The organism is Dyella sp. OK584, assembly GCF_057787755.1.
In genome coordinates, this window is sequence record NZ_CM173542.1 from 1,374,869 (window position 1) to 1,396,570 (window position 21,702).

Sequence of the window (21,702 nt, forward strand, 5' to 3'; positions counted from 1 at the left end):
GCGAGCGCTTTCCCTCAGGCTCTAGCCGAGAATTCACGAAGGCGAAGGGTGGCGGACGCGTGCGGAGCCGCATCCGCCACAGACGATCAGCGTCTCGCGCTCCTGCAAACAAGCATGATGGGGACACTTCTGTCGGTGGAGGTCACTCCGATCAGTGGTGGCGCGTGCAAAGAGCGCCCGAGCACCACGCACCGATTGTGCGTTCGTTACGGCGCGGAAGATTTCATTCCAAGTCCGCCAATGCACAGGTACTTCGTGTCGAGATAGTCCTCGATGCCTTGATAGGAACCCTCGCGCCCCAGCCCGGATTCTTTCACGCCGCCGAACGGCGCAACTTCGGTCGTGATCAGCGCCTCGTTGATGCCAACCATGCCGTATTCGAGCGCGGATGACATGCGGAAGATGCGACCAAGATCTTGCGTGTAGAGGTAGCACGCGAGGCCGAACTCGGTGCTATTGGCGATCTGGATCGCCTGAGCCTCGTCTTTGAATCGGAAGAGCGGTGCGAGCGGTCCGAAAGTTTCCTCGCTGGCGACCGCCATATCCGATGTTACGTCAGTCAACACCGTGGGCTCGAAAAACGTGCCACCCAGCGCGTGACGCTTCCCGCCGGCAATGACTTTGGCACCCTTGGACGAAGCATCACGCACATGTGCTTCGATCTTGTTGATGGCATCGGCATTGATCAACGGGCCATTGTCGACATCCGCTTCAAAGCCATCACCTACCTTGAGCTTGCCGACGGCTTCGGACAACCGTTTCGCGAAGACATCGTAGATACCTTCTTGCACAAGCAGTCGATTGGTACAGACGCAGGTCTGGCCGGAGTTGCGATATTTGGAAGCAATCGCTCCCTGCACTGCACTTTCCAGATCCGCATCATCGAAAACAATAAAGGGCGCGTTTCCGCCCAACTCCATTGATACTTTCTTTACGGTGTGGGCAGCCTGCGCGAGCAGCAGCTTGCCCACGGCGGTGGAGCCGGTAAAGGTAATCTTTCTCACCTTAGGATTGCTCGTAAGCTCGCCACCAATAGCGCGGGCATCACCCGTCACGATATTGACCACGCCAGCAGGAATGCCCGCCTCTTCGCACAGCACGCCCCAGGCAAGCGCCGACAAGGGAGTTTGCGGGGCGGGCTTGATGACGATGGTGCATCCGGCAGCCAACGCCGGCCCAAGCTTGCGAGCGATCATCGACGACGGAAAATTCCACGGCGTAATGGCCGCCACCACGCCCACTGGCTCCTTGGTTACCAGTATCTGATGATCTTTCCATGGCGAAGGAATGATGTCGCCATAAGTCCGACGTCCTTCTTCAGCAAACCATTGGATGTAGGCGGCCGACATGCCAATTTCGCCACGGGCTTCGCGCAGCGGCTTTCCCTGTTCGGAAGTGAGAATGCGCGCCAGATCCTCGGTGTTTTCGGTGATCAAAACGGCCAGGCGGCGCAAAAGCGCGGCGCGTTCGCTTGCCGTCTTCGTTCGCCACGCGGGAAACGCATCATGCGCGGCCTCAATGGCGGCGCGTGCTTCGTCGGCGCCGGCGTTGGGAACCTTGCCGATAACGTCGCCCGTGGAAGGATCAGTGACGGGTGTCCCATTCTCGCCAGCGGCTGTCCAGCGACCACCGATGTAGTTGGCTTGTGCCAGAAGAGCCGGGTTATGCAGAGAAAGTCGTTGTTTCATCATGGTGCTCGATGCGAGTGATGGGAGCGGCATGCCGCTCCATCTCGATTGAGAAATCAATCAATCATTGCGATTCGATGTTATCTGGGAGGCCGCTCAGCTCATCGATTAACACGCGAGTGTTCTCACTGTAGTCCACGGGAACGGTGATCAGATGCACGCCGCCGGACTTGAAAGCGTTTTCAATCGTCGGCAAAAGTGCGTCGGCAGACCCTATACGGTGCCCATGTGCACCATAGGCCTTGGCATACAACTCAAAGTCGGGATTGCCGAAGGTCATGCCAAAGTCAGAAAAATTATCGACAGCCTGTTTCCAGCGGATCATGCCAAAGGCATTGTCTTCGATGATCAGTACCACCAGATCAAGATGCAGCCGGACGGCTGTCTCCAACTCCTGGCTGTTCATCATGAAGCCACCGTCTCCGCAGACCGCCATCACGCGTCGATGTGGATAAAGCATCTTTGCCGCGATGGCCGAAGGAAGGCCCGCTCCCATCGTGGCCAGCGCGTTGTCCAGCAGCAGGGTATTGGCCACGTACGTGCGATATCCGCGCGCGAACCAGATTTTGTACATGCCGTTGTCGAGGCAGACGATGCCATCGTCAGGCATCGCCGTGCGGACATCACGCACGATACGCTGGGGAATGAGCGGAAACGCTGCGGAGTCGCCCCGCTCGTTGATGCGATCGAGGATGCGCTTGCGCAGATCCAGCATGTTCGGATCGACTTTCACATGGCCTTCCAGACGGTCGGCCAGCGCGGTGACGTCGGCGCCGATATCGCCAATGAGCTCCGCATCCGGATAGAACACCTGCTCCACATGAGCGGACTCGTAGCCGATATGGATCACCTTCGGTCCGCCGGTGATTCCTCCCATCAGAAACGGGGGCTTCTCCACCGTATCGTGGCCGATCGCGATCACCAGGTCCGCCCGCTTGATCGCGCTATGAATGTAATCGTGTTCGGAAAGCGCCGCCGTACCGAGATACAGATTCGAACCGCCCGTGACAGCGCCTTTGCCCATCTGCGTGTTGAAGAATGGGATCTGCAACCGCCGTACAAAATCCGATAGCGGCTCGACAAGCCGCGGCCGATTGCCTGCGGCACCGACCATGATGATGGGGCATGCGGCGTTCGCGATCATCGCGGCGGCCCGCTCCACGGCCAGGGGACCCGCGACGGGGTTGTCGACCAGGTGGGGCGGCAGGAGTCGCGCTTCGGCTTCTTCCACAGCAATGTCTTCCGGTAACTCCAGATGTACGGGCCCCGGTCGTTCTTCGCTTGCTACGCGAAATGCGTCGCGAACCAACGTAGGTATCGATGCCGCTGACACAATCTGCCGCGTCATTTTCGTCAACGGTCGCATGGCGGCCACAATGTCGACGATCTGAAAGCGGGCCTGCCGCGCACTTTTGATTGCTTTCTGTCCGGTGATGATCAGCATCGGCATCGCGCCCAGATGCGCATAGGCCGCACCGGTCGTAAAGTTCAGCGCGCCGGGACCAAGCGTCGATAAGCACACACCGGGATGACCTGTGAGCCGCCCTTGCGTTGCGGCCATGAAAGCGGCGGCTTGTTCATGGCGGGTAAGCACGAGCTCGATCTTCGACGCCCGCAACGACTCCACGAAATCCAAGTTCTCCTCTCCGGGGATCCCAAAGATGCGTTCGACGCCTTCGTTCTCCAGCGCCTTAACCAGTAGATCAGAGCCTTTTGCCATGGCGGCCTACCTCAAGTGGCATTCGCCACTACAGTCGATGTGGTCGGGTCAAAACATTCAATAGTGCAAATTCAACTCGGGCACTTCAGGCCGGTTGGCCTCATAGAGTTCCTGAAACTCTTCTTCCGTCAGTTCGTCGGGGGCATACACGGCGACACTGTCCCAGACGCGGTCGGTCGGCTTTGGTTGTCGAGGCCCGCCGCGAAGGGAGAAGGTGACGCCATCGCGCTCGATAAGCTCCGGCGCTTCTTCCAGCTGCTCTGTGGTGACAACGTGGCGCGCGATCAAGAAAATGGCTGAAATCATGGCTGACTCCTTATCCGACATATTTCTTAAACAGGGCTTTTGCTCTTTAGAGGATAAAACGTTCGCTCTACGGGCAATCAACGAGTGCAACCCGAGACGATCCAATGGTGATGGCTCGTCATCGATATAGACGTGGCGCGAATTGGCTGCGAGGTTTCCACGGCCAGCGACGATTCGCTTTGAATACCGTACTCGGCACCCACTGCAACCACCATTGGACCAAGGTGTCATCGCCTCCATGCTTGCGATGGCGCGCCCAGCATCCCGTAGAAGACTACTCCTGCGCGCCATCCTGGCTAACAGTCCCTTTGGCCACCTTGGCTCGCATCAGCCAACCGGATCTGGGTCATCAGCGCTGCGGCTGCTTATGGCAGGAGAGGTTGTGGCGCGCAGCCATTCACGTCGGTGCAAGTGACCACAGCGACTGCCGCGTCCGTATCGCGAGATGAATACAAGGCTTGAGGTGCGAGCTGCGAGGGATAGTCGATATCCCAGTCCGCGCGCCCGCTGATTCGGCTGGGCGATGCGTCTCGCCCTTCATCACCCCCCCCGTCGCCTGCAGCGACTGGCGCTGCTGCGTGGCGCTCGCCGCGCTGTGCCCGCCGGCGGCCTGCTCGGCCAGCAGTGGCCCAGCGGCAAGGCTGAGAGCTAGTATCAGCGCGCTAGCGACGATACGTTTATGTGATAGCGCGCTATGTGTTGAGAAGCGTGTGGCGTTCATACATGAGGTCCGACAAGTAATGGCGATGAATCGCCGTGAGCTGGTTTCCTGTGTCTGCGACGCGCCCGTATTGCCTCGGCGTCTAATTTTGTACTGAATCGAATAATATTAGCTAAGAAAGCGACGGTCAAGTATTTTATGCGATGTTGTACAAAATGGAGATGTCGTTAGGGGCGCCCGAGGAAAACCATGGGGCGGCAAGCCCGGTGGGGGCTTTGTCGGACGACGGAGACGTTCTGGGCCAACCCCTTTGGGGGAATAGTCGAAGTGGTCATCTCATCCGTGGATTGCTCGGAGCTGGAGCGTGTGGCTGTCGCGTGCGCACCAACGATATGATCACAACGGATCGAGCCGGGTGTCTGCTTTCGACCCAGAGCGGACCTTTCAATAGACCGTCAAAGGGAACGTGGTGAAACATGCGTAGGCCAATTTTTGACCCAGATGAGCTCGCGTCCAACCCTTTCGCGTTTGTGGCTGCGATCGCGCTTGTCTTCTGGAGCGGCTTCGTTGTCTTGCTTTGCGCAAACAGGATAGCAACCGTATTTTTTTCGGCCGAAGACTTTGTGGTTGGCGCGCCCTACCAAGTATGCGAGAAGCCCCTAAACAACCGTTGTGTGACTCACTATTCGATCGTTAGGCAGGATGGATCGGTCAGTGACTTTGTGCCATTCGGATATCAGTTCGAACAAGGCCCATTGGTCGAAGGGACGCACATTGTTAAAGCCTCGACAAATTTTACCTATGTGATCAATGGCAGTTCCAAGCAGTGGCCTTATTTGGACGCGCATCTACTGGCACTCATCGCAGGCGTCGGTGGAGTGGTTGCGTGGTTTTTCCTTGTGCGGGTGGGCATTCTCCCCTTGTGGTTTCGGAGCGCGAGAGAATGACCTTCTCTACGTCGATGACGGCCATAGGGCCGTGTTACGAAGTAGTGCCATAGCGGTCTTGGGACGTCCGCTTCCGACCCATAGCGGACATCCTCAGTGATCGGATATAGACATGACCAAAGCGCTGTCCGACGTATTCGCATCTGCACGCGCCCCACGCATCGACTGGGAGGGCGAGCCTGTCTATGCCATCTACGAGATGACGCAAGCCCCGCAGCAGCTGACTGTGGTCGTTCAGCCGTTTCCCCGTACGCGTAGCGTCAATCCCTTAAGGAAGTTTCGAAGCAGCTGGTCTCCGCAGAGGCGGAAATTCTTATGGCCGGGCTGGCGGAATAGGGCGGTGAGTTCCGGCCTGGAGATCGGGAAACCGGCATCATGGAAAGCTTGGTGCATATCGACATCCTTGAGCTGGAAAGCGACACGAAGCTTTTTCATCACCACGTTGTTGGTAACGCGCTTTTCAATCGGTCGTGGCGGGAGGCTTTCATTTTTACCGCGATAGTAGAAGACCAATCCATCAAGAAAGTGTGCGAGTACCTGATTGCTGCACTCCGCATAACCCTCTTCATCGTCCTTCTTTAGGAACGCTTGCACGTCCGATTTATCGATCGGGATATCGGCATCAGACAGCTTGGTGATCTCGACAACTTTGTTGTCGCTGAGATCGAGCATGTAGCGAACGCTTCGTAGTACGTCGTTGTTGATCATTGCTTGTCCTGTGGCGCCGCGCCTCATGGCCCTAGGGCGTTGCACTTGTCAATTCATGATCCTGGCTGGGACCAAGCCGACGTCCATGTTGTCGGTATGCGCCGCGCCTGGCGGAGAGCGTTGCTTACCTACCGCTTTCGCCAGTCATCCGAAAATCGGGCTCACTTGGGGGCGGCCTAATTTTAGCTCAGCCACGCTCTCATATCTGACTTCGCCGGCGTGCATGTATCAAGAAAGTGCCGGTCGCAAGCAATCGATTGGGCCGCACTAAACGCGGCGTGGGGTCGACGCGCGCATTTCATGCGGTGCATTCTGCGTATTCTGGTACGGCTTAATATCAAATCCGGCAGACACTGAACGTCCTGCTGGTGCTTAACAGGGCTGCAGTCGGGTACTGTCGGCTGTGTTCTAGGAACGTCCGATTTTCGGCCCAACGCAGACCTTGTCATGATGGTCGAGACGCCCAGCACGCGTACCCGGTTCGAGGAATGAAATGCACTCGGTTCTTTTTGTAGGTGACGGTGGCGAGCAGCTAAGGATGGATGTTCTCGGCTATGAGCGGGAACCGGCTGGCGAGTACTTCGATGACAACTGGCTGTCCGTCGCCGTGGAAGTTAAGGTTGACGGCTTCACGGGGTTCTTCAGCGCAAGTTTTTTCACCGTTGAAATGGAGGCATTCCACGGAGAAGCAGCCAAGCTGTATGACGCGCTTACGGGGCAGGCGAAATTCAGGACTCTGGAAGAGCAGCTAAGCCTCGACCTGGTCGGTGATGGGCGAGGCCATATTCGCCTGACAGGACGCGCAGCGGACCAACCGGGGATAGGAAATACGCTTGCGTTCTCCTTCGCCTTTGACCAAACGCAGTTGCAGTCATCGGTTCAAAGCCTCGCGCGGTTGCTTAAGGTTTTTCCAGTGCGGGCTTGATACAGGTTGATCTTGGAGGGCTAGGCGGAACGTCCGCTTCCGACCCGGAGCAGTCACTTTGCATAGTGGAGAAGGTGGCAACTGATGAGCAACTTGCCGCGCTGCCTAGCAGTCGAGAATGATTTTCCACATAGGGTGGAGTTGCTCGCCGCTGTCACCAGCGGATCGGCCATCAGGAAAGATGACCGGTCCCTACCCGTAAGCCGTCTCCTCGGCACCTACACCATTCGATTGCGCCTTGCGCAAGGCCGTGGAACTGCTGTCCAAATCTCCGACCTGGCAAATTTGGTCGAGGGCCTAAAGAATCACATCGATCACGAAGCGGATGTCTGGTTCGTCCATGCCGCAGACGGAACTAGATTCTATTTATTTGAGTGCGCCGATACTGGCGTTGCACTAGGCTGCCTCAAGGGGAAATTCGCAGTCGCCTAGCGGGGTTCGGAGGCGGCCATGATGTCCGCTTCCGACCCGGAGCGGACCTTGCCCAGCCGGTGGATACCGGTCCTTTGAACAAGCTTTTGGGGGAAGCGTGAGGCTAGTCTGGCCATCGTTCGTTGCGGCGATGCTCCTGTGTGGTTGTTCTGGAGGTTCGAGCTCCCGATCGCCGGTTAGGGTTGGGTTCTGCGACCTTGTGGGTCGCCCGAGCACATATAAAGGCATCTCAGTCGCGTTTCATGCGCAGATTGTCAGCAATGGCATGGATCGATCGGCCTTGATCGACTCGGGTTGCCCAGGGTCCAGCGCAGGCTTGGACGTAACTGGAGCACGGGGTGCGTTTGCAGATGCCAGTAAAGTCATCATGCAGGTCGGTCGGCCAGGAACCGTCGACAAGATCGTCGAAGCAGACTTCGTTGGCGTCCTTCGTGTGAGCAAGGACAATCTGACCGTTTATTTGACAGACGTCCAAAATGTTTCGTATCGGATGACTGACGAAGGAACGACTCGGTAAGGTCCGCTTCCGACTGCGGATTCAACCGGTCGTTGCAACACCCATAGACTGCGACAGCAGGAGGTGTGTTGCAACGACCGGTTGAATCCGCAACCCAAAGCAGACCTTAGAATCGCTCTGTCGTCTCATCATCGACGAAGACGCCCACTCCATGGTGCGATCATGACAACACACCCGCAGGGCAGCATGACTGCAACAGGGAGAGCATCACGACCGAAAGAGGCGACCGCAGACGTGCGTTGTGATCGGATGGCGCGGAGGCGCCCGTGGTTTGTCGCCGGCATCCTGTGGTGCATCGCACTTCATGCTTATGGTCAGGCGGCCATGACCACGGCCGAGCGCATCGTCGTGGAATCGGGTTGGGATGGCCTGAGCTACATGGCCCCACTCCAGAGCCGGGTCATCATCGTCAGGGATGGCGCCTCCTATCGGCTGACCGGCGGGCATAGCCGAGGTCGTGACAGTAAGCCGCAACCCGAGCGCGCCTTTCCTCCACGGACCATTGCAACCGCCGACGTGGCCCGCCTGGTTGATGCCATGCGGGCACCGCCGCAGCCACGCATCGACCTGCGCATGCTGGAGCCGGGGATCGGGCAGGCCCAGGAACTGATCGACAAGATCCTGACGCAGACACAGGTGCTGCCGCCGCCAGCGAGTCTTGCCACGAAGGTGCATGCCTGGCGCGACAACTTGCGCCAGCCCGCCGCGCTCGCCGAGGCGGTGACGAAGGGCTTCGACGTGAGGCATACGGATGACTCGCCCCACATCGAAATCCGGGTGACCCTTGGCGACGGCACCACGCTGTCCGCGCAATCCGATTCACAGCAATACCTGATGCTTCCCTGGACGAATGGCCAAGGTGAGCGCACCTATTCGGGAGACCTTACGCGGGCGCTGCACAAGTTGCTGCCCAAGGCAGTCACTAACAGGGAGCGACTTGAGGGTAAGTTCGACGGCTACGACCTCGAATGGATTCTCCTGACCGGCCTGGCTCCAGAGTTGGCCCGGCTTCGCTCGGAGGAGGAAGCCCCTGACGCGGTTCGCCTGTTGGATGCGAACTTCAATGTGACGAGGGTTGGCTATCTTTCAGACAAGCAGCGGTATTTGGAAGCTGACCTGCAGCTTCCACAGGGCCCGTCGAACTTGCTACTGACCATTCGCTTGCTGCTGGCGGGCAAGTCCATGGCGAACGAGGCCGACATCACCCGGGCTCGCCATCAATTGCAGCTGGCCCAGTCCTCCCCGGTACTGATCGCACGCATGAAGTCACTTCCACGCACTGAATTTCACATCCAGGACGGTTCCGACACGATCTGGCTCGACCAGGCGACGGCCACGCAATTCGTACGGCAGATGCAAGACATGAAGAAGCTACCGGAGCTGACAACCCAGCCCGCGTTGATGCACGGAGCGGTGATGGTCGCGGAGGGAAATCCGCCGGCTTTCTGGATTGTCCTTGCCGATCGCCGAACCGTCCTCTGGAAGCAGACATCGTATGAGCCGACGCCGACGGTCGGCACAATGTGCCTTCCGGTTCCATTGGGCGATGGATTCTCGTCGGAGTATCAGGACGGCTGCCTGGGCAAGGTCTACGGCGCCGATGGGCGGGAACTGTGATGTTTGGGGCATGATGAGCGGCCATGTGCCATGTCCGCTTCCGACCCACAGCGGACATGACCTCAATTGCCCAAACCTCCCTTTTCTTACCGAGCGCTAAGTGGAAACTCCAGTGACGACGCCGCCAGTTTGTGTTCGATGCCAGCAGCCCGTAGAGAAGAATGCAGACTCCTATGAGCTCTTCGAGCACATGCATTGGCTCTGCTTTCACCTTGAGTTTGAGCATGAGGGGGATGCAGACAAGCCGTGCGGGGACCCCTCATGTCCCTGGTGGCATATCGAGGTATTGCGCCGAAAACTTGTTGAACTTGGCGTTGATCCTGACAACACGATCAAGGAAGCAATTACCGAACGCTGGCAGCTCTAAGGTCTGCTTTCGACCCCAAGCGGACGCTTGGCAACCACCTGATGGATCAATCAATGAACCTGGCGTCCCTCAGAAACATCATCCGCATCACCATCGGGATTGTGGTCGCGGGGGCTGGCATCGCCCACTTCACCAGCGCCGACTTCTTCATCAAACTTGTCCCTGATTCGCTGCACGCGTACCGTGCTTTGGTCAACGGGGCTACAGGCGTCATCCAGACTGCAATGGGCATATGCTTCTTTGTGCCTCCTTTGCGCGCCGTGGCACGGTGGAGCACGATCGCTTTGCTCGTCGCGACACTGCCTGCGGCTATCAGTCAGGTGATCCATCCTGAAGCGATCGAGCAGGTTGGCCTCGCTCCGACGCTTGCAACGCTTCGGGTGCTCGCGCAGTTGGCCATGATCGCCCTAATTTGGTGGGCGACTAAGCCGGACAGGCAGTGTGAGGCATAGGTCAAAACCTAAGGACCTGTAACGCCCCATATACGGACACTCCGTCTTATCGGGCGGATTCGCTCGATGACGATGGACGGCATTTTCACGCCACGTCTTTGTAACATCGGGCGTATCCATATGGGGACGTGCGCAATGCGTCGTCCTGCGGCTGATCTGCAACCATGCGTATAGGAGGCTCGTCATGAGGCTTGAGAACCAGGTCGCGCTGATCACCGGCGGTTACGGTGGTATGGGCCGAGCGTCTGCGCGGCTCTTCGCGAGAGAGGGCGCCACCGTTTTTATTGCCGGCCGAAGCCATGAGCGCGGCAATGCGCTGGCCGCAGAGATCAACGAAGCCGGCGGCAAGGCGTACTTTGTCGAGCTGGATGTAGTCAATCAGGACCACTGGAATGCTGCCGTTGCTCAGGCTAAAGAAAAAGCGGGCGGCCTTCACATCCTCATGAACATCGTTGGCAGCAACGCCCTCGTCCGCTTCCCAGAGGTCGACATAGAGGAGTGGAACAAGATTTTCGAAACCAATGTCACTGGCACGGTGCGCGGCATTCAAACCTGCGCGCCGCTGATCAAAGAATCAGGCGGCGGCTCCATCGTCAATATTGGCTCGGTCGCTGGAATCACCGGCACCTTTGGCACCGCATACTCCGCCTCCAAATGGGCCCTTGAGGGCGTGTCGCGGTCTGCGGCCTACATTTATGCGGACTGGGGAATCCGTTCAAATGTCATCCAGCCCGGCTGGATCGAAACCGACCTGACGGCGTCGATGAAGTCGAATCCGATAATGAAAAAAATGCAGTCGAGCGCGATGAACAATACTGTCTTGCTGCGTCGTAGCGGAAAGGCGGAGGAAATCGCCAATACGGCGTTGTTCCTTGCGAGTAGCGAATCTTCCTATATCACCGGGACCGACATCGTGGTGGATGGCGGCTGGTTTTCTTCGGCGCCCTACCTCACAAACGAGCGGTCCCACCACATGCTTCAACTTCTTTCGGCGAAAGATAAGGCGGAGCATGTGCTAGACGACTTCCTTAAACACTTCCGATAGCAGGTGCGTAGAAGCAGCGTTGAGTCGCTCCAACGCGGACTCGCTGGGCAAGACAGTAAGGTCCGCTTCCGACCCGAAGCAGACCTAAGAATCAGCTATCTGAGGCGCTTGATGACAGTCCGATACGTTGAGGCGAAAGGTGATGAAACCTGGCAGGAGGCCAATGCACTCTTGGTCGCGTGGATCAAAGACAATGCGCCTATTGAGGGTGCCTTCGGATGGGCCGAAGTAGATGCCTTGCAAGCTGGGCGCGAATTGCGCCTGTTCGGTTTCAATGTTCCGGACAGGCACGGTGACAAAGTGAAGATCGTCGATCAGTGGGCTCGCTCTTCCAGCCGTTTGCTCGGTGTCTTGGACGGAAAGCATGTCTCGTTTGAAGGTAGGCCCGATCTCTCGGTCATCGTCCCTCCGCCCAACTCCATACCAACCCCGCCATGGCTACGCTGAGTTGACGAAACTATTGAATACTTGGACTTGTTCCAAGGTCTGCTTCCGACCCGGAGCGGACGTCGTCATGGATGCAAAGGAAGGGGGGATTCATGCAGTTCGGCCAAGTAGATGGCTTCCTATTTGTGTCTCGAATTTCGGGGCCAAAGCACAACCTGTTGCAGTTGAAGGTTGCCCAGGAGGCAATGTCCGACCTTGTATGCGAGGAACTGCCGCCGCTAGCAGAGGCAGTCCATCAGAAGCTGGATTGCACGGCCATTTCGAGCGCTGTTTGCGACGGTGTGGCCGCTGCGAACTCCTCATACGGAACGAGCTTTCACCCTGTCCACATACGATATGTCGCGGATGACACGGGCCCAGAAGGCGTTTACCGCGCTTTAGCGGAGGCTTTGGTGGCAGAGGTGGCATCCGGCCGGCTCGCCGGCTGGTAAGGTCTGCTTCCGACCCGAAAGGGACACTTGGCAAAGCGCGAGAAGCAACCCAACGAAGTCCAACTAAGTCAAGGTTACACAAATGGATTCGTTCTCCGTTCGAAGTATTTTCCTTTGGGGCCAACGTGATGATCAAAAACTCAAATATTTATATGAAGAGCGAATCACGCTTTGGCAGGCGGAGACCATCGGCGATGCAATTGAGATGGCTGAAATCGATGCTCGATCCTACGCGGAAGAAAGCAGCAAATACCTAGGTTTCTCGCAAGCTTTTGCCCTGTTTGAGCCTGTAGAAGCATCGGGTGTTGAGGTCTTCTCTTTGCTTCGCGAAAGTGACCTTTCACCTCGGGACTACCTCGATGAATTTTTCGATACGGGACATGAGCGAGAGCAGCAGACGTAAGGTCTGCTTCCGACCCAAAGCCGACATTGCAGTGCACGGCCAAATGCTCCTAGCCTGTCCAGGGGAATCGGGGTATCCATTGAAAGCGCACGAATTGATCGGCGATGTTGACGCATACTTGTTCAGTGATGGAGTCACGCTCGAACACTATTTCATCGAGGACGGAGAGAATGGTTCCGTGATCAGCCGACTCGGCCATGACGGCCGGCCGCTTGACCTTCTCATTGACGATGAATGGTTGTTCCACGCCTGCAAGGCACGACTTCTCGAACTCGGTGTCAGGACCGTCCTGAATGTCTAGCGGGCGTTCGCTGTCGACCTGCAGCGGGCATTGACCGCTCGAGAGGGGAAACCAATGACCATTGAGAAGATTTCGGGCACCACCGTTGATGTGGCTGGCAAGCCCTTTGTATTCATCCACGGGCACAAGGTCGACGACCCATATGCGAACTGGGCTTCCAGAAAGCTCTTTGAGGACTTCGACCGTCTGGGAATGTCTCGAAAGGCCTCAGAGGGACTTGTCGCCTTTGCAGAGACCTACGCTACGTATGAGTTTGGTGGGGAAGAGGTCTCGGTTAGCGTTGAAAGTGATCCGGGTGAAATCACCATCACATCCGCACGCCGAAAACTAATCGATAGCTTGCTAGAAAAGCTTCAGGAGCTCGGCGGCTACGACATCGAGCGCCGCATCTAGGGTACGCATCGAAAGGTCCGCTCTCGACCCGGAGCGGACATCAGCGGCGCGACCACAGCCGAGCGTTAGCGGCTGACTTAGGCAGTTACGTTCGGGAGAGGTTATGCGTCAAGTTGCTGCTCTAGTACTGACCCTGTGTATCACCATGAGCACCTGCGCTCAGGACCTCAAGTGGAAGTTCTCCACCGACAAAATAACCTTTGAGCAGTGGACGTCTTACTTCGACGAGCTGGCACATAAAAAAGGTGCCGTGCTCACAGAGCAGCCTCAGTACTACATCATCGATTTGTTCAACGATCCGAGCCAACCCGCTCTCTACGTCTTTACCAAACCCAATCATCCCGCGTATCCGGCGGTGGTGATTCGAGCTGTCGAGACAAAGAACGGTCAATCCCAGGTCGTCCGGCACGGCCACTACGCCGGCGATCAAGCGGAGTTTGATAAGTGGTGGCACGAGTTCGATGCGTTGGATAAGAAGAACATCGATGACGCAAGGGGAGCCTCGCAAAGGGGTAGCAAACTCGATGCCAAGTTGGATTGACGGCATGCTTCAATGTCCGGCTGAATCCGCAACCCAAAGCGGACATCTCTACAGGTTCAGGCAGGGGGCTATGTGAGATCGATTCTGATAATTTTTCTGGTGGTGGCTTCCGCGAGCGCCTTGGCGGCGGATTCGTTCGAGCGGCGGGCCGAAATCGCCAAGAAGCTTGAGGACACAGACCAGGGGCAAGCGTATGAAAAGGTGCTCATTGGAGCCACTGGCGATTACGTGGCAGAAGCCATGCACCAGTGCTTCCCAAAAGACGTGAAGGCTGACACGGACCGCTTTGTCATTGTGGCTGATCTACTAGCGAATCGTTCTTTGGATCGTGTGGAGTTTCGACCCCAAACCAAGATGACCCAGTGCTTCGTGGAGAAATTTGCCAAAGCGCCATTCCCAGACCCGCCTAGTTACGCTGGGATCAATGGTTTGCCCATCGTATTTGACATGAAAATTGTTAACTGACAGAAGCGTGAGAAGTCCGCTATCGACCCGGAGCGGACAGAATGCGCAGGCCGAGCTTCGATGTCTCCGGTGATTTTCAATTGGAGTAAGTGGATGTCCAAAAGGAAGGTGTGGGCTGCGATCCTCGTTCTGATCGTTGGCATCTTCGCCAGCGCCACCTACGTCTGGATGAATCGTCATGGGGCGCTCCGCCAAGCGGTAGTCGACAGAGCGAATCCATCCACTCCGATAGCGAATCCAGTTGTGGCGCCTCAAGTTCCGGGCTCCAGAATTGGGGTCGCCTCGTATCAAAATTCTCGCTTTGGATATGTCGTTGATTACCCATCTCCGCTGCTTATCGCTGGCGATGAAGCCGATAACCATGACGGCTTGAAGTTTGCCCCGGAGAAGGGAGATGCGGATATTCGGGTGTGGGGGGAATACAACGTGAACGACGACTCCCCGACTGCGATATTGAAGAGTGACCTCACCTATGACTGTAACGGCGGCAAAGTCACGTATCAGGTCAGTAAGCCAAAACTTGTGGCGTACTCCTGCTTGAATTCGAAGGGTCGAGTTGTATACGAGAAGGCCGTCATTCGGGGCGATACCCTCGTGACAGTGCGCTTTGAGTACGCCCCGAACGAACAACAGACCTGGGCACCGGTAATAAAGCAGATGGCTGATTCGTTACGACTCGACGCGGGCTCGGCGGAACAAGAAGCGCGTTGAAGGCTCGGGTAGCTCTCGTCTGAGTGGGTGACGGGTACCAAGCTTGGATACGGAAAGCGTCCGCTTCCGACCCGATATAGGTATTCCGTTCCGTTCTCGGTGACCATGTCACGGCTGCCAGGTAGCTGGCAGCGAGGGCGGGACTTGCACCGGCCGGCTACGAATATTCCGACCCAAACATCCGATGTTCGCCGCTTTGGTTTCGAGCCGGCCGGTGCGCTTGAGTTCCCTAACGAATACTCAGGGCTCGCCGAGTGATCGGCTCTCTATATTGGCTTCGCCGAGCTTAAGCACGCAGGTCTCGTATCGTGATCACGCCACGAGGTGACGTATGCGCACACATCGGGATGACGATTTTACGGCGTTCATCGGTTTGGATTGGGCGGATGCGAAGCACGACGTCTGCCTGCAACCGGCTGGCAGCGACGCGTATGAGTTCGGCACATTCGCCCATCAGCCCGATGCCATCGATGCGTGGGCGCGTGGATTGCATCAGCGCTTCGGTGGGCGCATTGCCATCGCGTTGGAGCTGGCCAAAGGGCCCGTGGTGTATGCACTGCAGAAGTACGATTTCATCGTTCTGTTTTCGATCGATGCCAGCCTGCTGGCCATGTATCGCAGGGCGTTCAAACCCAGCCGGGCGAAGGACGATCCGACCGATGCACAGCTGGCATTGGAGCTGATGCAACGCTATCCCGACCGAGTTACGCCGCTCAAACCCCAAAGTGTGGAGATGCGCACCTTGAGTTTCCTCGTCGAGCAGCGACGATTGCTGGTCGACGACAAGAAGCGCTTGGTCAATCGCTTGGGCAACACACTCAAGCAGTATTACCCCCAGCTACTGGACTGGTTTAAGCAGCACGATACCGTGGTGTTCTTCGATTTCTTGCGACGTTGGCCCACGCTCAAGCAGGCCAAGCGGGCGCGCAAGGCCACGCTTGAAGCGTTCTTCCGTGCCCACAACGTACGCTTTGCCACGGTCATTGCCGACCGCGTGGAGGCGATCCGCACAGCCATGCCGTTGACCGAGGATCCGGCCGTGATCACCACGCATCAGCTGCTGGCTGAGGCCCTGGTCGAGCAGTTGCAGGTGGCACTGCGTGCGATCGAACGATTCGACGAAGAGATTGCCGTGCTCGCTCCCACGCTTCCGGACTACGCGCTCTTCGAAGCCTTGCCGGGTAGTGGGCCGATCCTGACGCCACGGCTGTTGGCTGCCTTCGGCGAGCAACGCGAACGCTTCGCCAGCGCCGAGCAACTGCAGCGCTATTCCGGTGTGGCGCCGGTGACGGAGCGAAGCGGCAAGAAAAGCTGGGTGCACTGGCGTTGGCAATGCCCTACGTTCGTCCGCCAGACCTTCATCGAGTGGGCTGCCCAAACGATCAACAAGTCCTTCTGGGCCGGAGCCTTCTATCGCCAACAGCGCGCCAAGGGCAGCCCGCACCAAGTGGCCGTGCGTGCGCTAGCCTTCAAGTGGATCCGCATCCTGCATCGCTGTTGGCAGTCCCACACACCCTACGACGAGTCGCGCTACCTTATGGCCCTGCAGCGCCGTGGCTCGCCCTTGCTCGCTGGCCTGGCTTCGTCAGATAGTTGACGGAACGGCTCAGGGCATGAAGCAATGGGACACTCCGAGGTAGACCAGTGACGGTTCCCGCTGCTCTTTCGGTCACGTTCGTAGGCAGCGCATCTGTCCGGACACCGTCCGCGGACAGTGTTCGCAAAAGGCGGACTTCCGTAAGAGCGGCTTAGTGGCGCGGCATTCCAGTGGTTTCGAGCTTGGCACGGTGATTGCTCCGTCTACAGCGAGAGCAAAACCAACCTCCTAGGAGAGCAGTCATGAAATTCGAAAACCTGGTCCTGCACAGCCTGTTCGCCGCCTGCTTCGCTATTTGCGTTCTTACGATCGGCGCAATGATCACTGCTACACCGGCATCCGCATCGAACGTCGTCGCCAGTCAGACGAGTGTTACCACCTCGGCGGTTGCCGTAGGTTCTTAAGTCCGCGTCCGACCCAAACTGGCCTCGCGCCCTAGGTCTCATCCGTCGAAAATTGTGCTGGACGATGTCGATTTCCGAGAATCCCGTCCGTCGTTCCTAGGTCGGGCGGCGAGTCGGGCTCAATAGAGAAGAGTGCCTGCCATTGCAGTGACCTCGTCTTGATGGCCTGCCAGCGTTGCCGCCCTTAATTCTTGCCAGAAGGAACGTCACGATGAGCATCACCATTACCGCCTTTGAGCGGTCGCCCGACGGCGGCAAGGGGCTGGCGCGCGATACGCGCGTTCGCTGGGCGCTGGAAGAGGTGGGCCAGCCCTACGATGTTCGGTGTGTGTCGTCCCAGGCGATGAAGGAACCCGCCCATCTAAGCCTTCATCCTTTTGGCCAGATTCCAACCTATGAAGAGGGCGATCTGGCCTTGTTCGAAACCGGTGCGATCGTCTTGCATATCGCCGAGCAGCATACGGGCCTGTTGCCGAAGGATGCCCATGCCCGGGCGCGCGCGATCGCATGGATGTTTGCCGCCCTCAACTCCGTTGAGCCCAGCATCCTGGAACTCGTCATCGCCAAGTTCCAGGAGGGCGACAAGCCGTGGAGCACGGAGCGCCTGCCGCTGGTCGTGGACCGCATCCGCCAGCGCCTGGGCCAGCTTTCCACTCGCCTTGGCGATGCCGACTGGCTGGATGGCGCCTTCAGCGCGGGCGACCTGATGATGGTGTCGGTGCTGCTCAGGACGAAGCCATCAGGCATCCTGGACGAATTTCCGAACCTCGCGGCGTATGTAGCCCGTGGCGAAGCGCGGCCAGCCTACCAGCGCGCTTTTGCCGCGCAATTGGCGGCTAACACCGGCAAGCCACCAGCTGACTGATCAAGCTCGGCGCAGAGCTCAATACCGCCGTCAGAGCCTTGGTTCGCTTTCTTGGATATGGCCTTCGACGGCCAGACCTGGGGTGGCCGGAATGGGAGCCGTTTCAAGCAATGGCGAACAAGCGCAGTATCCGATTTCGACCCAAGCCTGAGACCCTTTGTCCTGGCCTTCACGGGTCAGGGGCAACGATTGCCAGCCAGGCGGGGTAACGCTTTCAGAGGGGGAAGTGATGCTATTTCCTGCGTCGTCCGCTACCGGCGAATACCGGCCGGGTGATTCGCCGGTGCGATCGCAGCTAGGCTGGATGTAGTTCACGAGCACCCGATGCATATCGGTGGGCAACGCGCCATTCGTTAACGACGGCACAACCCCGGATTGTCGCGGTGCCTTGGACAGTCGTCATGCGGCCCTGTCAGTTTGAGCTCTGGAGGCAGCTCGCGTATTGAACTGCGAATCGCCTACGGCATGGCTTTTTTTTCTTCCTTTCGATTGAGGCTAAACACGACCTGTCGGAAGAGGAAGTTTTGGGAAAACTCAATACGAACCGTGCGAGAGGTCAGTATGGGTATGGGTATCGGTACCGCACGCGACGCCCTGTCGCGCATTTTTTCCCAACGCTGCTTCTGGTTGTTTGCCGTGCTTATCGTTCTCATCGGCGTGGTGTCGTTCGCCCCCGCGAGCGACCACGGCCGCCTGGTTGTTAACGGCATAAACATGTTCCTCCTCATCGCGACTGTTGCAGCTGTCGGGCGAACGACACTGTCGTTCGTCATCGCGATGTTGCTCGCCGTTCCCGCGGTGTGGTTTCAGTATCTCGGCCTCTGGCACGACAGCGACCTGGAACTGGCGTGGTCTTGGATGCTCAGCGCAGCACTCTATTTCCTCACCACCTCGTATCTAGTCCGATACGTTTTCCAGCCGCGGATAATGACGCAGGACAAGCTGTACGGCGCTGCGGCTGCATACCTCCTGATCGGTGTGCTCTGGGCGTACCTTTACGCGATCATCGGATTCTTCTATCCGCAGTCGTACATGATCGTCGGACAGCCGGGCCGACTGGTCTATGCCGATGCCCTTTACCTGAGCATAACCGTGCTCACCAGCACGGGCTTCGGAGACATTGCGCCGCTTACGCGCCAGGCGCGCGGCATATGCATGATCGAGCAGATAGCCGGAGTTTTATTCGTCGCGATACTCATTGCCCGCTTGGCCGGGGTATATCCCCCCCGAGAGAGTTACATCGACGACAAAACGCCGTAGGCGGTCAAGGCTTTGATCTAACGGGCCTCAAGTACCGGGTTGATCCGGCAGATGGAGCGGCACTTCAAGAGGCCATGGAGACCACTACAGAGCATCATCCCAGACAGGTTTTGTGCATTGAGCGAAGCTAGCTCCAAGGTCTGCCTTCGACCCGGAGCGGACACTCTCAGACCAAGCGCTCAAGCGGGTGCCACAATCCAACGCTACGACAGACCAATCGTGTGGCGCTAACACTGTGAACGAGTCACCGCTGTAACAATTTAGCCCTCACGTGCTGGATAGTCGGTGTAACCCTTGGGGCCGGTGGTGTAGAAGGTGGCCATGTCCACGGCATTTAGTGCCGCATCGGCCTGCATGCGCTCCACCAGGTCTGGATTAGCCAGAAACGGACGTGCGAAGGCGATGAGATCTGCCCGTCCGGCCTCGAGCTCGCTTTCGGCGTTGGCGCGATCGAAGCCGCCGGCAAGGATGAACAAACCCTGGAATGAGGCACGAAGCCGAGACTTCAATTCGACAGGTACAGGCGGCGCGCCCATCGCAGAATGATCCAACAAGTGAAGATACTGCAGGCCCAATTCCGACAGTTCCTGAGTCAGCGCCAGGTATTGTGCCTCCACGTCGGGGAAGGCCCCCGTGCTGTTAAATACGCCATACGGCGACAGCCGAATGCCAACGCGATGGGCGCCAATCACGTCGGCAGTAGCGCGAGCGACCTCGAGTGCGAATCGATTTCGGCCTTCAATGTCGCCGCCATAGACGTCGGTGCGCTGATTCACATTGGCGTTGAGAAACTGTTCGATCAGATAGCCGTTCGCGGCATGCAACTCGACTCCGTCAAATCCTGCCTCGATCGCGAGTTGTGCTGACTTGGCATACTCACGCACAGCATGGGAGATGTCGGCCGTCGTCATCGCACGCGGTGCGCTGTGTGGCTGCATGCCGTGCGAGTCAGTGTACATTTCACCGGGGCACGCCACGGCCATTGGCCCGAGCACCTCCGCGCCCGCAGGCAGATTGGCCAGCTGAGACACGCGGCCGGTGTGCATCAACTGCACGAAGATTTTGCCGCCCCTGGCGTGGACTGCATCGGTGACGGCTTTCCATCCGCGTACCTGCGCATCATTGAAGAGCCCAGGAATTCGTGGGTAGCCCAGACCGTTGGGCGACGGTGAGGTGCCTTCGGTGACGATCAGGCCCGCTGAAGCACGCTGAGCGTAGTACTCCGCCATCAGTACATTGGGCGTATTGGCGTCGACGGCACGGCTGCGTGTCATGGGTGCCATGACGGCACGGTTGGCGAGCTGGATGGTCCCGGAATTGAGCGGTTCAAAAAGCATGGTGTTCCTTGAATGGCTGCACGTCGTTCGACATCTCGCGTTGGGTAGTGGCGTGGATCTGGCGCTTGAATGTCGGTCGCGGGAGGCTGGCTGCACCACGCAGAGGTGGTCGCCGGGTACTCCAAGAAGGTGGGTTACTGGACGTTGAGGACTACCTTGCCCTTCGAGCGTCCCGCTTCGACGTAGGCTAGGGCTTCATTGGCCGACTCGAAGGGAAAAATTCGATCAACCACGGGACGGATGGCTCCGGCCTCGATGAGTCGGGTGATTTCCCGTAACTGCTGCCCGTTGGATCGCATGAAGAGGAACGAGTACTTCAGGTTTCGACGGATCGCCTCTTTCCTCACTTTCGAACTCAACAGGCGGACGATGAGGCCCACGTACCATGGCGCTCCAATGCCTTTTGCGAACGCCGGGTCAGGCGGGCCGGAAATCGATATGAGAGTTCCTCCAGGTTTCAGAACTCGAAGGGACTTCTCCAGCACCGTTGCATCCTGGCTATGCAGGACTACATCGTAGTCCTGCAATACCTTTTCGAAATCGTCTTTTTTGTAGTCGATGACGATGTCTGCCCCGAGGTGTTTCACCCAGTCGATGTTGGCGCTGCTCGTGGTTGTGGCGACCGTCGCTCCGATATGTTTGGCCAATTGAATGGCGAAGCTGCCGACGCCGCCGGATCCCGCCTGAATAAAAATCCTGTCTGTCTTCTTCAGATGGGCTCGTTCGACCAAGGCTTGCCAGGCCGTCAACCCAACCAAGGGAATCGATGCCGCTTCGGCCATCGTGGTGTTGGTCGGCTTGGGCGCGACATCGCCCTCATTCACAGCGATGAACTGCGCAAACGTGCCAATGCGGTGATCAGGCGGTCGCGCATAGACCTCGTCGCCTACTTTGAATTGCCGAACTCGCGATCCAACCCTAGTCACGACGCCGGCCACATCATGGCCGAGCACGAGCGGCACCCGATAGGGCAGGAGCAGTTTGAACTCGCCGCTTTTGATTTTGGAATCGAGCAGGTTCATACCTGCGGCGTGAATTTCGATCAGCACGTCATCGTCCCGAAGCTCAGGTTCTCGCACTTCAACGAGGCGCATCGGATCTTTTTTGCTGTATCGATCAATGGCAAATGCCTTCATGATCTTTCTTTCTCTCGTAGATGTGT

General features: G+C 57.8%; 23 protein-coding genes. 17 read left to right on the top strand and 6 right to left on the bottom strand.

Features of this window, described 5'->3' with window-relative positions:
* Positions 1 to 206: 206 nt before the first annotated feature.
* From AC3CBN_RS06130 to AC3CBN_RS06140, 3 genes are all read right to left on the bottom strand, one after another.
* A complete protein-coding gene (locus AC3CBN_RS06130; RefSeq protein ID WP_488635932.1) occupies positions 207 to 1,688 on the bottom strand; it encodes an NAD-dependent succinate-semialdehyde dehydrogenase in 1,482 nt (493 codons plus the stop codon).
* Positions 1,689 to 1,752: 64 nt separating this feature from the next.
* On the bottom strand, positions 1,753 to 3,408 hold the full coding sequence (locus AC3CBN_RS06135; RefSeq protein WP_488635933.1) for an acetolactate synthase large subunit: 1,656 nt from the start codon (positions 3,406 to 3,408) through the stop codon (positions 1,753 to 1,755).
* Between the two features lie 57 nt (positions 3,409 to 3,465).
* A complete protein-coding gene (locus AC3CBN_RS06140; protein ID WP_488635934.1) occupies positions 3,466 to 3,714 on the bottom strand; it encodes a hypothetical protein in 249 nt (82 codons plus the stop codon).
* Positions 3,715 to 4,237: 523 nt separating this feature from the next.
* Between AC3CBN_RS06140 and AC3CBN_RS06145 the strand changes: the two genes are divergently transcribed.
* Both AC3CBN_RS06145 and AC3CBN_RS06150 read left to right on the top strand, forming a co-directional pair.
* Positions 4,238 to 4,366, top strand: a complete 129-nt coding sequence (locus AC3CBN_RS06145; RefSeq protein ID WP_488635935.1) for a hypothetical protein — start codon at positions 4,238 to 4,240, stop codon at positions 4,364 to 4,366.
* A gap of 485 nt (positions 4,367 to 4,851) precedes the next feature.
* Positions 4,852 to 5,322, top strand: coding sequence for a hypothetical protein (locus AC3CBN_RS06150; RefSeq protein WP_488635936.1), 471 nt, complete (start codon positions 4,852 to 4,854; stop codon positions 5,320 to 5,322).
* 234 nt (positions 5,323 to 5,556) lie between these two features.
* On the opposite strand, the gene AC3CBN_RS06155 is transcribed toward AC3CBN_RS06150, so the two are convergent.
* The gene (locus tag AC3CBN_RS06155; protein ID WP_488635937.1) at positions 5,557 to 6,030 is read right to left on the bottom strand and encodes a YehS family protein; all 474 of its coding nucleotides are present in this window, start codon (positions 6,028 to 6,030) and stop codon (positions 5,557 to 5,559) included.
* Positions 6,031 to 6,523: 493 nt separating this feature from the next.
* Here AC3CBN_RS06155 and AC3CBN_RS06160 point away from each other — a divergent pair, with 493 nt between their 5' ends.
* From AC3CBN_RS06160 to AC3CBN_RS06230, 15 genes are all read left to right on the top strand, one after another.
* Positions 6,524 to 6,955, top strand: coding sequence for a WapI family immunity protein (locus tag AC3CBN_RS06160; RefSeq protein ID WP_488635938.1), 432 nt, complete (start codon positions 6,524 to 6,526; stop codon positions 6,953 to 6,955).
* Positions 6,956 to 8,228: 1,273 nt separating this feature from the next.
* A complete protein-coding gene (locus tag AC3CBN_RS06165) occupies positions 8,229 to 9,521 on the top strand; it encodes a hypothetical protein (RefSeq protein ID WP_488635939.1) in 1,293 nt (430 codons plus the stop codon).
* A gap of 420 nt (positions 9,522 to 9,941) precedes the next feature.
* Positions 9,942 to 10,340: a DoxX family protein gene (locus AC3CBN_RS06170; protein WP_488635940.1), complete on the top strand. Its 399-nt coding sequence runs from the start codon at positions 9,942 to 9,944 to the stop codon at positions 10,338 to 10,340.
* Between the two features lie 184 nt (positions 10,341 to 10,524).
* The gene (locus AC3CBN_RS06175; RefSeq protein WP_488635941.1) at positions 10,525 to 11,385 is read left to right on the top strand and encodes an SDR family NAD(P)-dependent oxidoreductase; all 861 of its coding nucleotides are present in this window, start codon (positions 10,525 to 10,527) and stop codon (positions 11,383 to 11,385) included.
* A 111-nt stretch (positions 11,386 to 11,496) separates the two neighbouring features.
* Positions 11,497 to 11,832: a hypothetical protein gene (locus AC3CBN_RS06180; protein ID WP_488635942.1), complete on the top strand. Its 336-nt coding sequence runs from the start codon at positions 11,497 to 11,499 to the stop codon at positions 11,830 to 11,832.
* A 513-nt stretch (positions 11,833 to 12,345) separates the two neighbouring features.
* Complete coding sequence (locus tag AC3CBN_RS06185) at positions 12,346 to 12,666, top strand: hypothetical protein (protein ID WP_488635943.1); 321 nt, start codon at positions 12,346 to 12,348, stop codon at positions 12,664 to 12,666.
* The gene (locus AC3CBN_RS06190) at positions 12,644 to 12,967 is read left to right on the top strand and encodes a hypothetical protein (protein WP_488635944.1); all 324 of its coding nucleotides are present in this window, start codon (positions 12,644 to 12,646) and stop codon (positions 12,965 to 12,967) included. Before AC3CBN_RS06185 ends, AC3CBN_RS06190 begins: the two co-directional genes overlap by 23 nt.
* Before the next feature lie 54 nt (positions 12,968 to 13,021).
* A complete protein-coding gene (locus AC3CBN_RS06195; protein ID WP_488635945.1) occupies positions 13,022 to 13,360 on the top strand; it encodes a hypothetical protein in 339 nt (112 codons plus the stop codon).
* Between the two features lie 103 nt (positions 13,361 to 13,463).
* Positions 13,464 to 13,901, top strand: coding sequence for a hypothetical protein (locus tag AC3CBN_RS06200; RefSeq protein ID WP_488635946.1), 438 nt, complete (start codon positions 13,464 to 13,466; stop codon positions 13,899 to 13,901).
* Positions 13,902 to 13,973: 72 nt separating this feature from the next.
* Positions 13,974 to 14,366: a hypothetical protein gene (locus AC3CBN_RS06205; RefSeq protein ID WP_488635947.1), complete on the top strand. Its 393-nt coding sequence runs from the start codon at positions 13,974 to 13,976 to the stop codon at positions 14,364 to 14,366.
* A gap of 60 nt (positions 14,367 to 14,426) precedes the next feature.
* Complete coding sequence (locus tag AC3CBN_RS06210; RefSeq protein ID WP_488635948.1) at positions 14,427 to 15,077, top strand: hypothetical protein; 651 nt, start codon at positions 14,427 to 14,429, stop codon at positions 15,075 to 15,077.
* A gap of 331 nt (positions 15,078 to 15,408) precedes the next feature.
* Positions 15,409 to 16,674 (top strand): IS110 family RNA-guided transposase, encoded by a 1,266-nt coding sequence (locus AC3CBN_RS06215; protein WP_488635434.1) that lies wholly within the window; start codon positions 15,409 to 15,411, stop codon positions 16,672 to 16,674.
* Between the two features lie 242 nt (positions 16,675 to 16,916).
* Positions 16,917 to 17,078 (top strand): hypothetical protein, encoded by a 162-nt coding sequence (locus AC3CBN_RS06220; RefSeq protein ID WP_488633722.1) that lies wholly within the window; start codon positions 16,917 to 16,919, stop codon positions 17,076 to 17,078.
* Positions 17,079 to 17,289: 211 nt separating this feature from the next.
* A complete protein-coding gene (locus tag AC3CBN_RS06225; RefSeq protein WP_488635949.1) occupies positions 17,290 to 17,943 on the top strand; it encodes a glutathione S-transferase family protein in 654 nt (217 codons plus the stop codon).
* A gap of 561 nt (positions 17,944 to 18,504) precedes the next feature.
* A complete protein-coding gene (locus AC3CBN_RS06230; protein ID WP_488635950.1) occupies positions 18,505 to 19,203 on the top strand; it encodes a potassium channel family protein in 699 nt (232 codons plus the stop codon).
* A 260-nt stretch (positions 19,204 to 19,463) separates the two neighbouring features.
* Here AC3CBN_RS06230 and AC3CBN_RS06235 read toward each other — a convergent pair whose 3' ends face one another.
* The gene (locus AC3CBN_RS06235; protein ID WP_488635951.1) at positions 19,464 to 20,540 is read right to left on the bottom strand and encodes an alkene reductase; all 1,077 of its coding nucleotides are present in this window, start codon (positions 20,538 to 20,540) and stop codon (positions 19,464 to 19,466) included.
* Positions 20,541 to 20,674: 134 nt separating this feature from the next.
* The gene (locus AC3CBN_RS06240; protein ID WP_488635952.1) at positions 20,675 to 21,676 is read right to left on the bottom strand and encodes an NADP-dependent oxidoreductase; all 1,002 of its coding nucleotides are present in this window, start codon (positions 21,674 to 21,676) and stop codon (positions 20,675 to 20,677) included.
* Between the last annotated feature and the right edge of the window lie 26 nt (positions 21,677 to 21,702).

Coding starts and splice junctions, on each gene's coding strand:
- AC3CBN_RS06130 (WP_488635932.1), bottom strand. CDS start 1,688: ATGAAACAACGACTTTCTCTGCATAACCCGGCTCTTCTGGCACAAGCC.
- AC3CBN_RS06135 (WP_488635933.1), bottom strand. CDS start 3,408: ATGGCAAAAGGCTCTGATCTACTGGTTAAGGCGCTGGAGAACGAAGGC.
- AC3CBN_RS06140 (WP_488635934.1), bottom strand. CDS start 3,714: ATGATTTCAGCCATTTTCTTGATCGCGCGCCACGTTGTCACCACAGAG.
- AC3CBN_RS06145 (WP_488635935.1), top strand. CDS start 4,238: ATGCGTCTCGCCCTTCATCACCCCCCCCGTCGCCTGCAGCGACTGGCG.
- AC3CBN_RS06150 (WP_488635936.1), top strand. CDS start 4,852: ATGCGTAGGCCAATTTTTGACCCAGATGAGCTCGCGTCCAACCCTTTC.
- AC3CBN_RS06155 (WP_488635937.1), bottom strand. CDS start 6,030: ATGATCAACAACGACGTACTACGAAGCGTTCGCTACATGCTCGATCTC.
- AC3CBN_RS06160 (WP_488635938.1), top strand. CDS start 6,524: ATGCACTCGGTTCTTTTTGTAGGTGACGGTGGCGAGCAGCTAAGGATG.
- AC3CBN_RS06165 (WP_488635939.1), top strand. CDS start 8,229: ATGACCACGGCCGAGCGCATCGTCGTGGAATCGGGTTGGGATGGCCTG.
- AC3CBN_RS06170 (WP_488635940.1), top strand. CDS start 9,942: ATGAACCTGGCGTCCCTCAGAAACATCATCCGCATCACCATCGGGATT.
- AC3CBN_RS06175 (WP_488635941.1), top strand. CDS start 10,525: ATGAGGCTTGAGAACCAGGTCGCGCTGATCACCGGCGGTTACGGTGGT.
- AC3CBN_RS06180 (WP_488635942.1), top strand. CDS start 11,497: ATGACAGTCCGATACGTTGAGGCGAAAGGTGATGAAACCTGGCAGGAG.
- AC3CBN_RS06185 (WP_488635943.1), top strand. CDS start 12,346: ATGGATTCGTTCTCCGTTCGAAGTATTTTCCTTTGGGGCCAACGTGAT.
- AC3CBN_RS06190 (WP_488635944.1), top strand. CDS start 12,644: ATGAGCGAGAGCAGCAGACGTAAGGTCTGCTTCCGACCCAAAGCCGAC.
- AC3CBN_RS06195 (WP_488635945.1), top strand. CDS start 13,022: ATGACCATTGAGAAGATTTCGGGCACCACCGTTGATGTGGCTGGCAAG.
- AC3CBN_RS06200 (WP_488635946.1), top strand. CDS start 13,464: ATGCGTCAAGTTGCTGCTCTAGTACTGACCCTGTGTATCACCATGAGC.
- AC3CBN_RS06210 (WP_488635948.1), top strand. CDS start 14,427: ATGTCTCCGGTGATTTTCAATTGGAGTAAGTGGATGTCCAAAAGGAAG.
- AC3CBN_RS06215 (WP_488635434.1), top strand. CDS start 15,409: ATGCGCACACATCGGGATGACGATTTTACGGCGTTCATCGGTTTGGAT.
- AC3CBN_RS06220 (WP_488633722.1), top strand. CDS start 16,917: ATGAAATTCGAAAACCTGGTCCTGCACAGCCTGTTCGCCGCCTGCTTC.
- AC3CBN_RS06225 (WP_488635949.1), top strand. CDS start 17,290: ATGAGCATCACCATTACCGCCTTTGAGCGGTCGCCCGACGGCGGCAAG.
- AC3CBN_RS06230 (WP_488635950.1), top strand. CDS start 18,505: ATGGGTATGGGTATCGGTACCGCACGCGACGCCCTGTCGCGCATTTTT.
- AC3CBN_RS06235 (WP_488635951.1), bottom strand. CDS start 20,540: ATGCTTTTTGAACCGCTCAATTCCGGGACCATCCAGCTCGCCAACCGT.
- AC3CBN_RS06240 (WP_488635952.1), bottom strand. CDS start 21,676: ATGAAGGCATTTGCCATTGATCGATACAGCAAAAAAGATCCGATGCGC.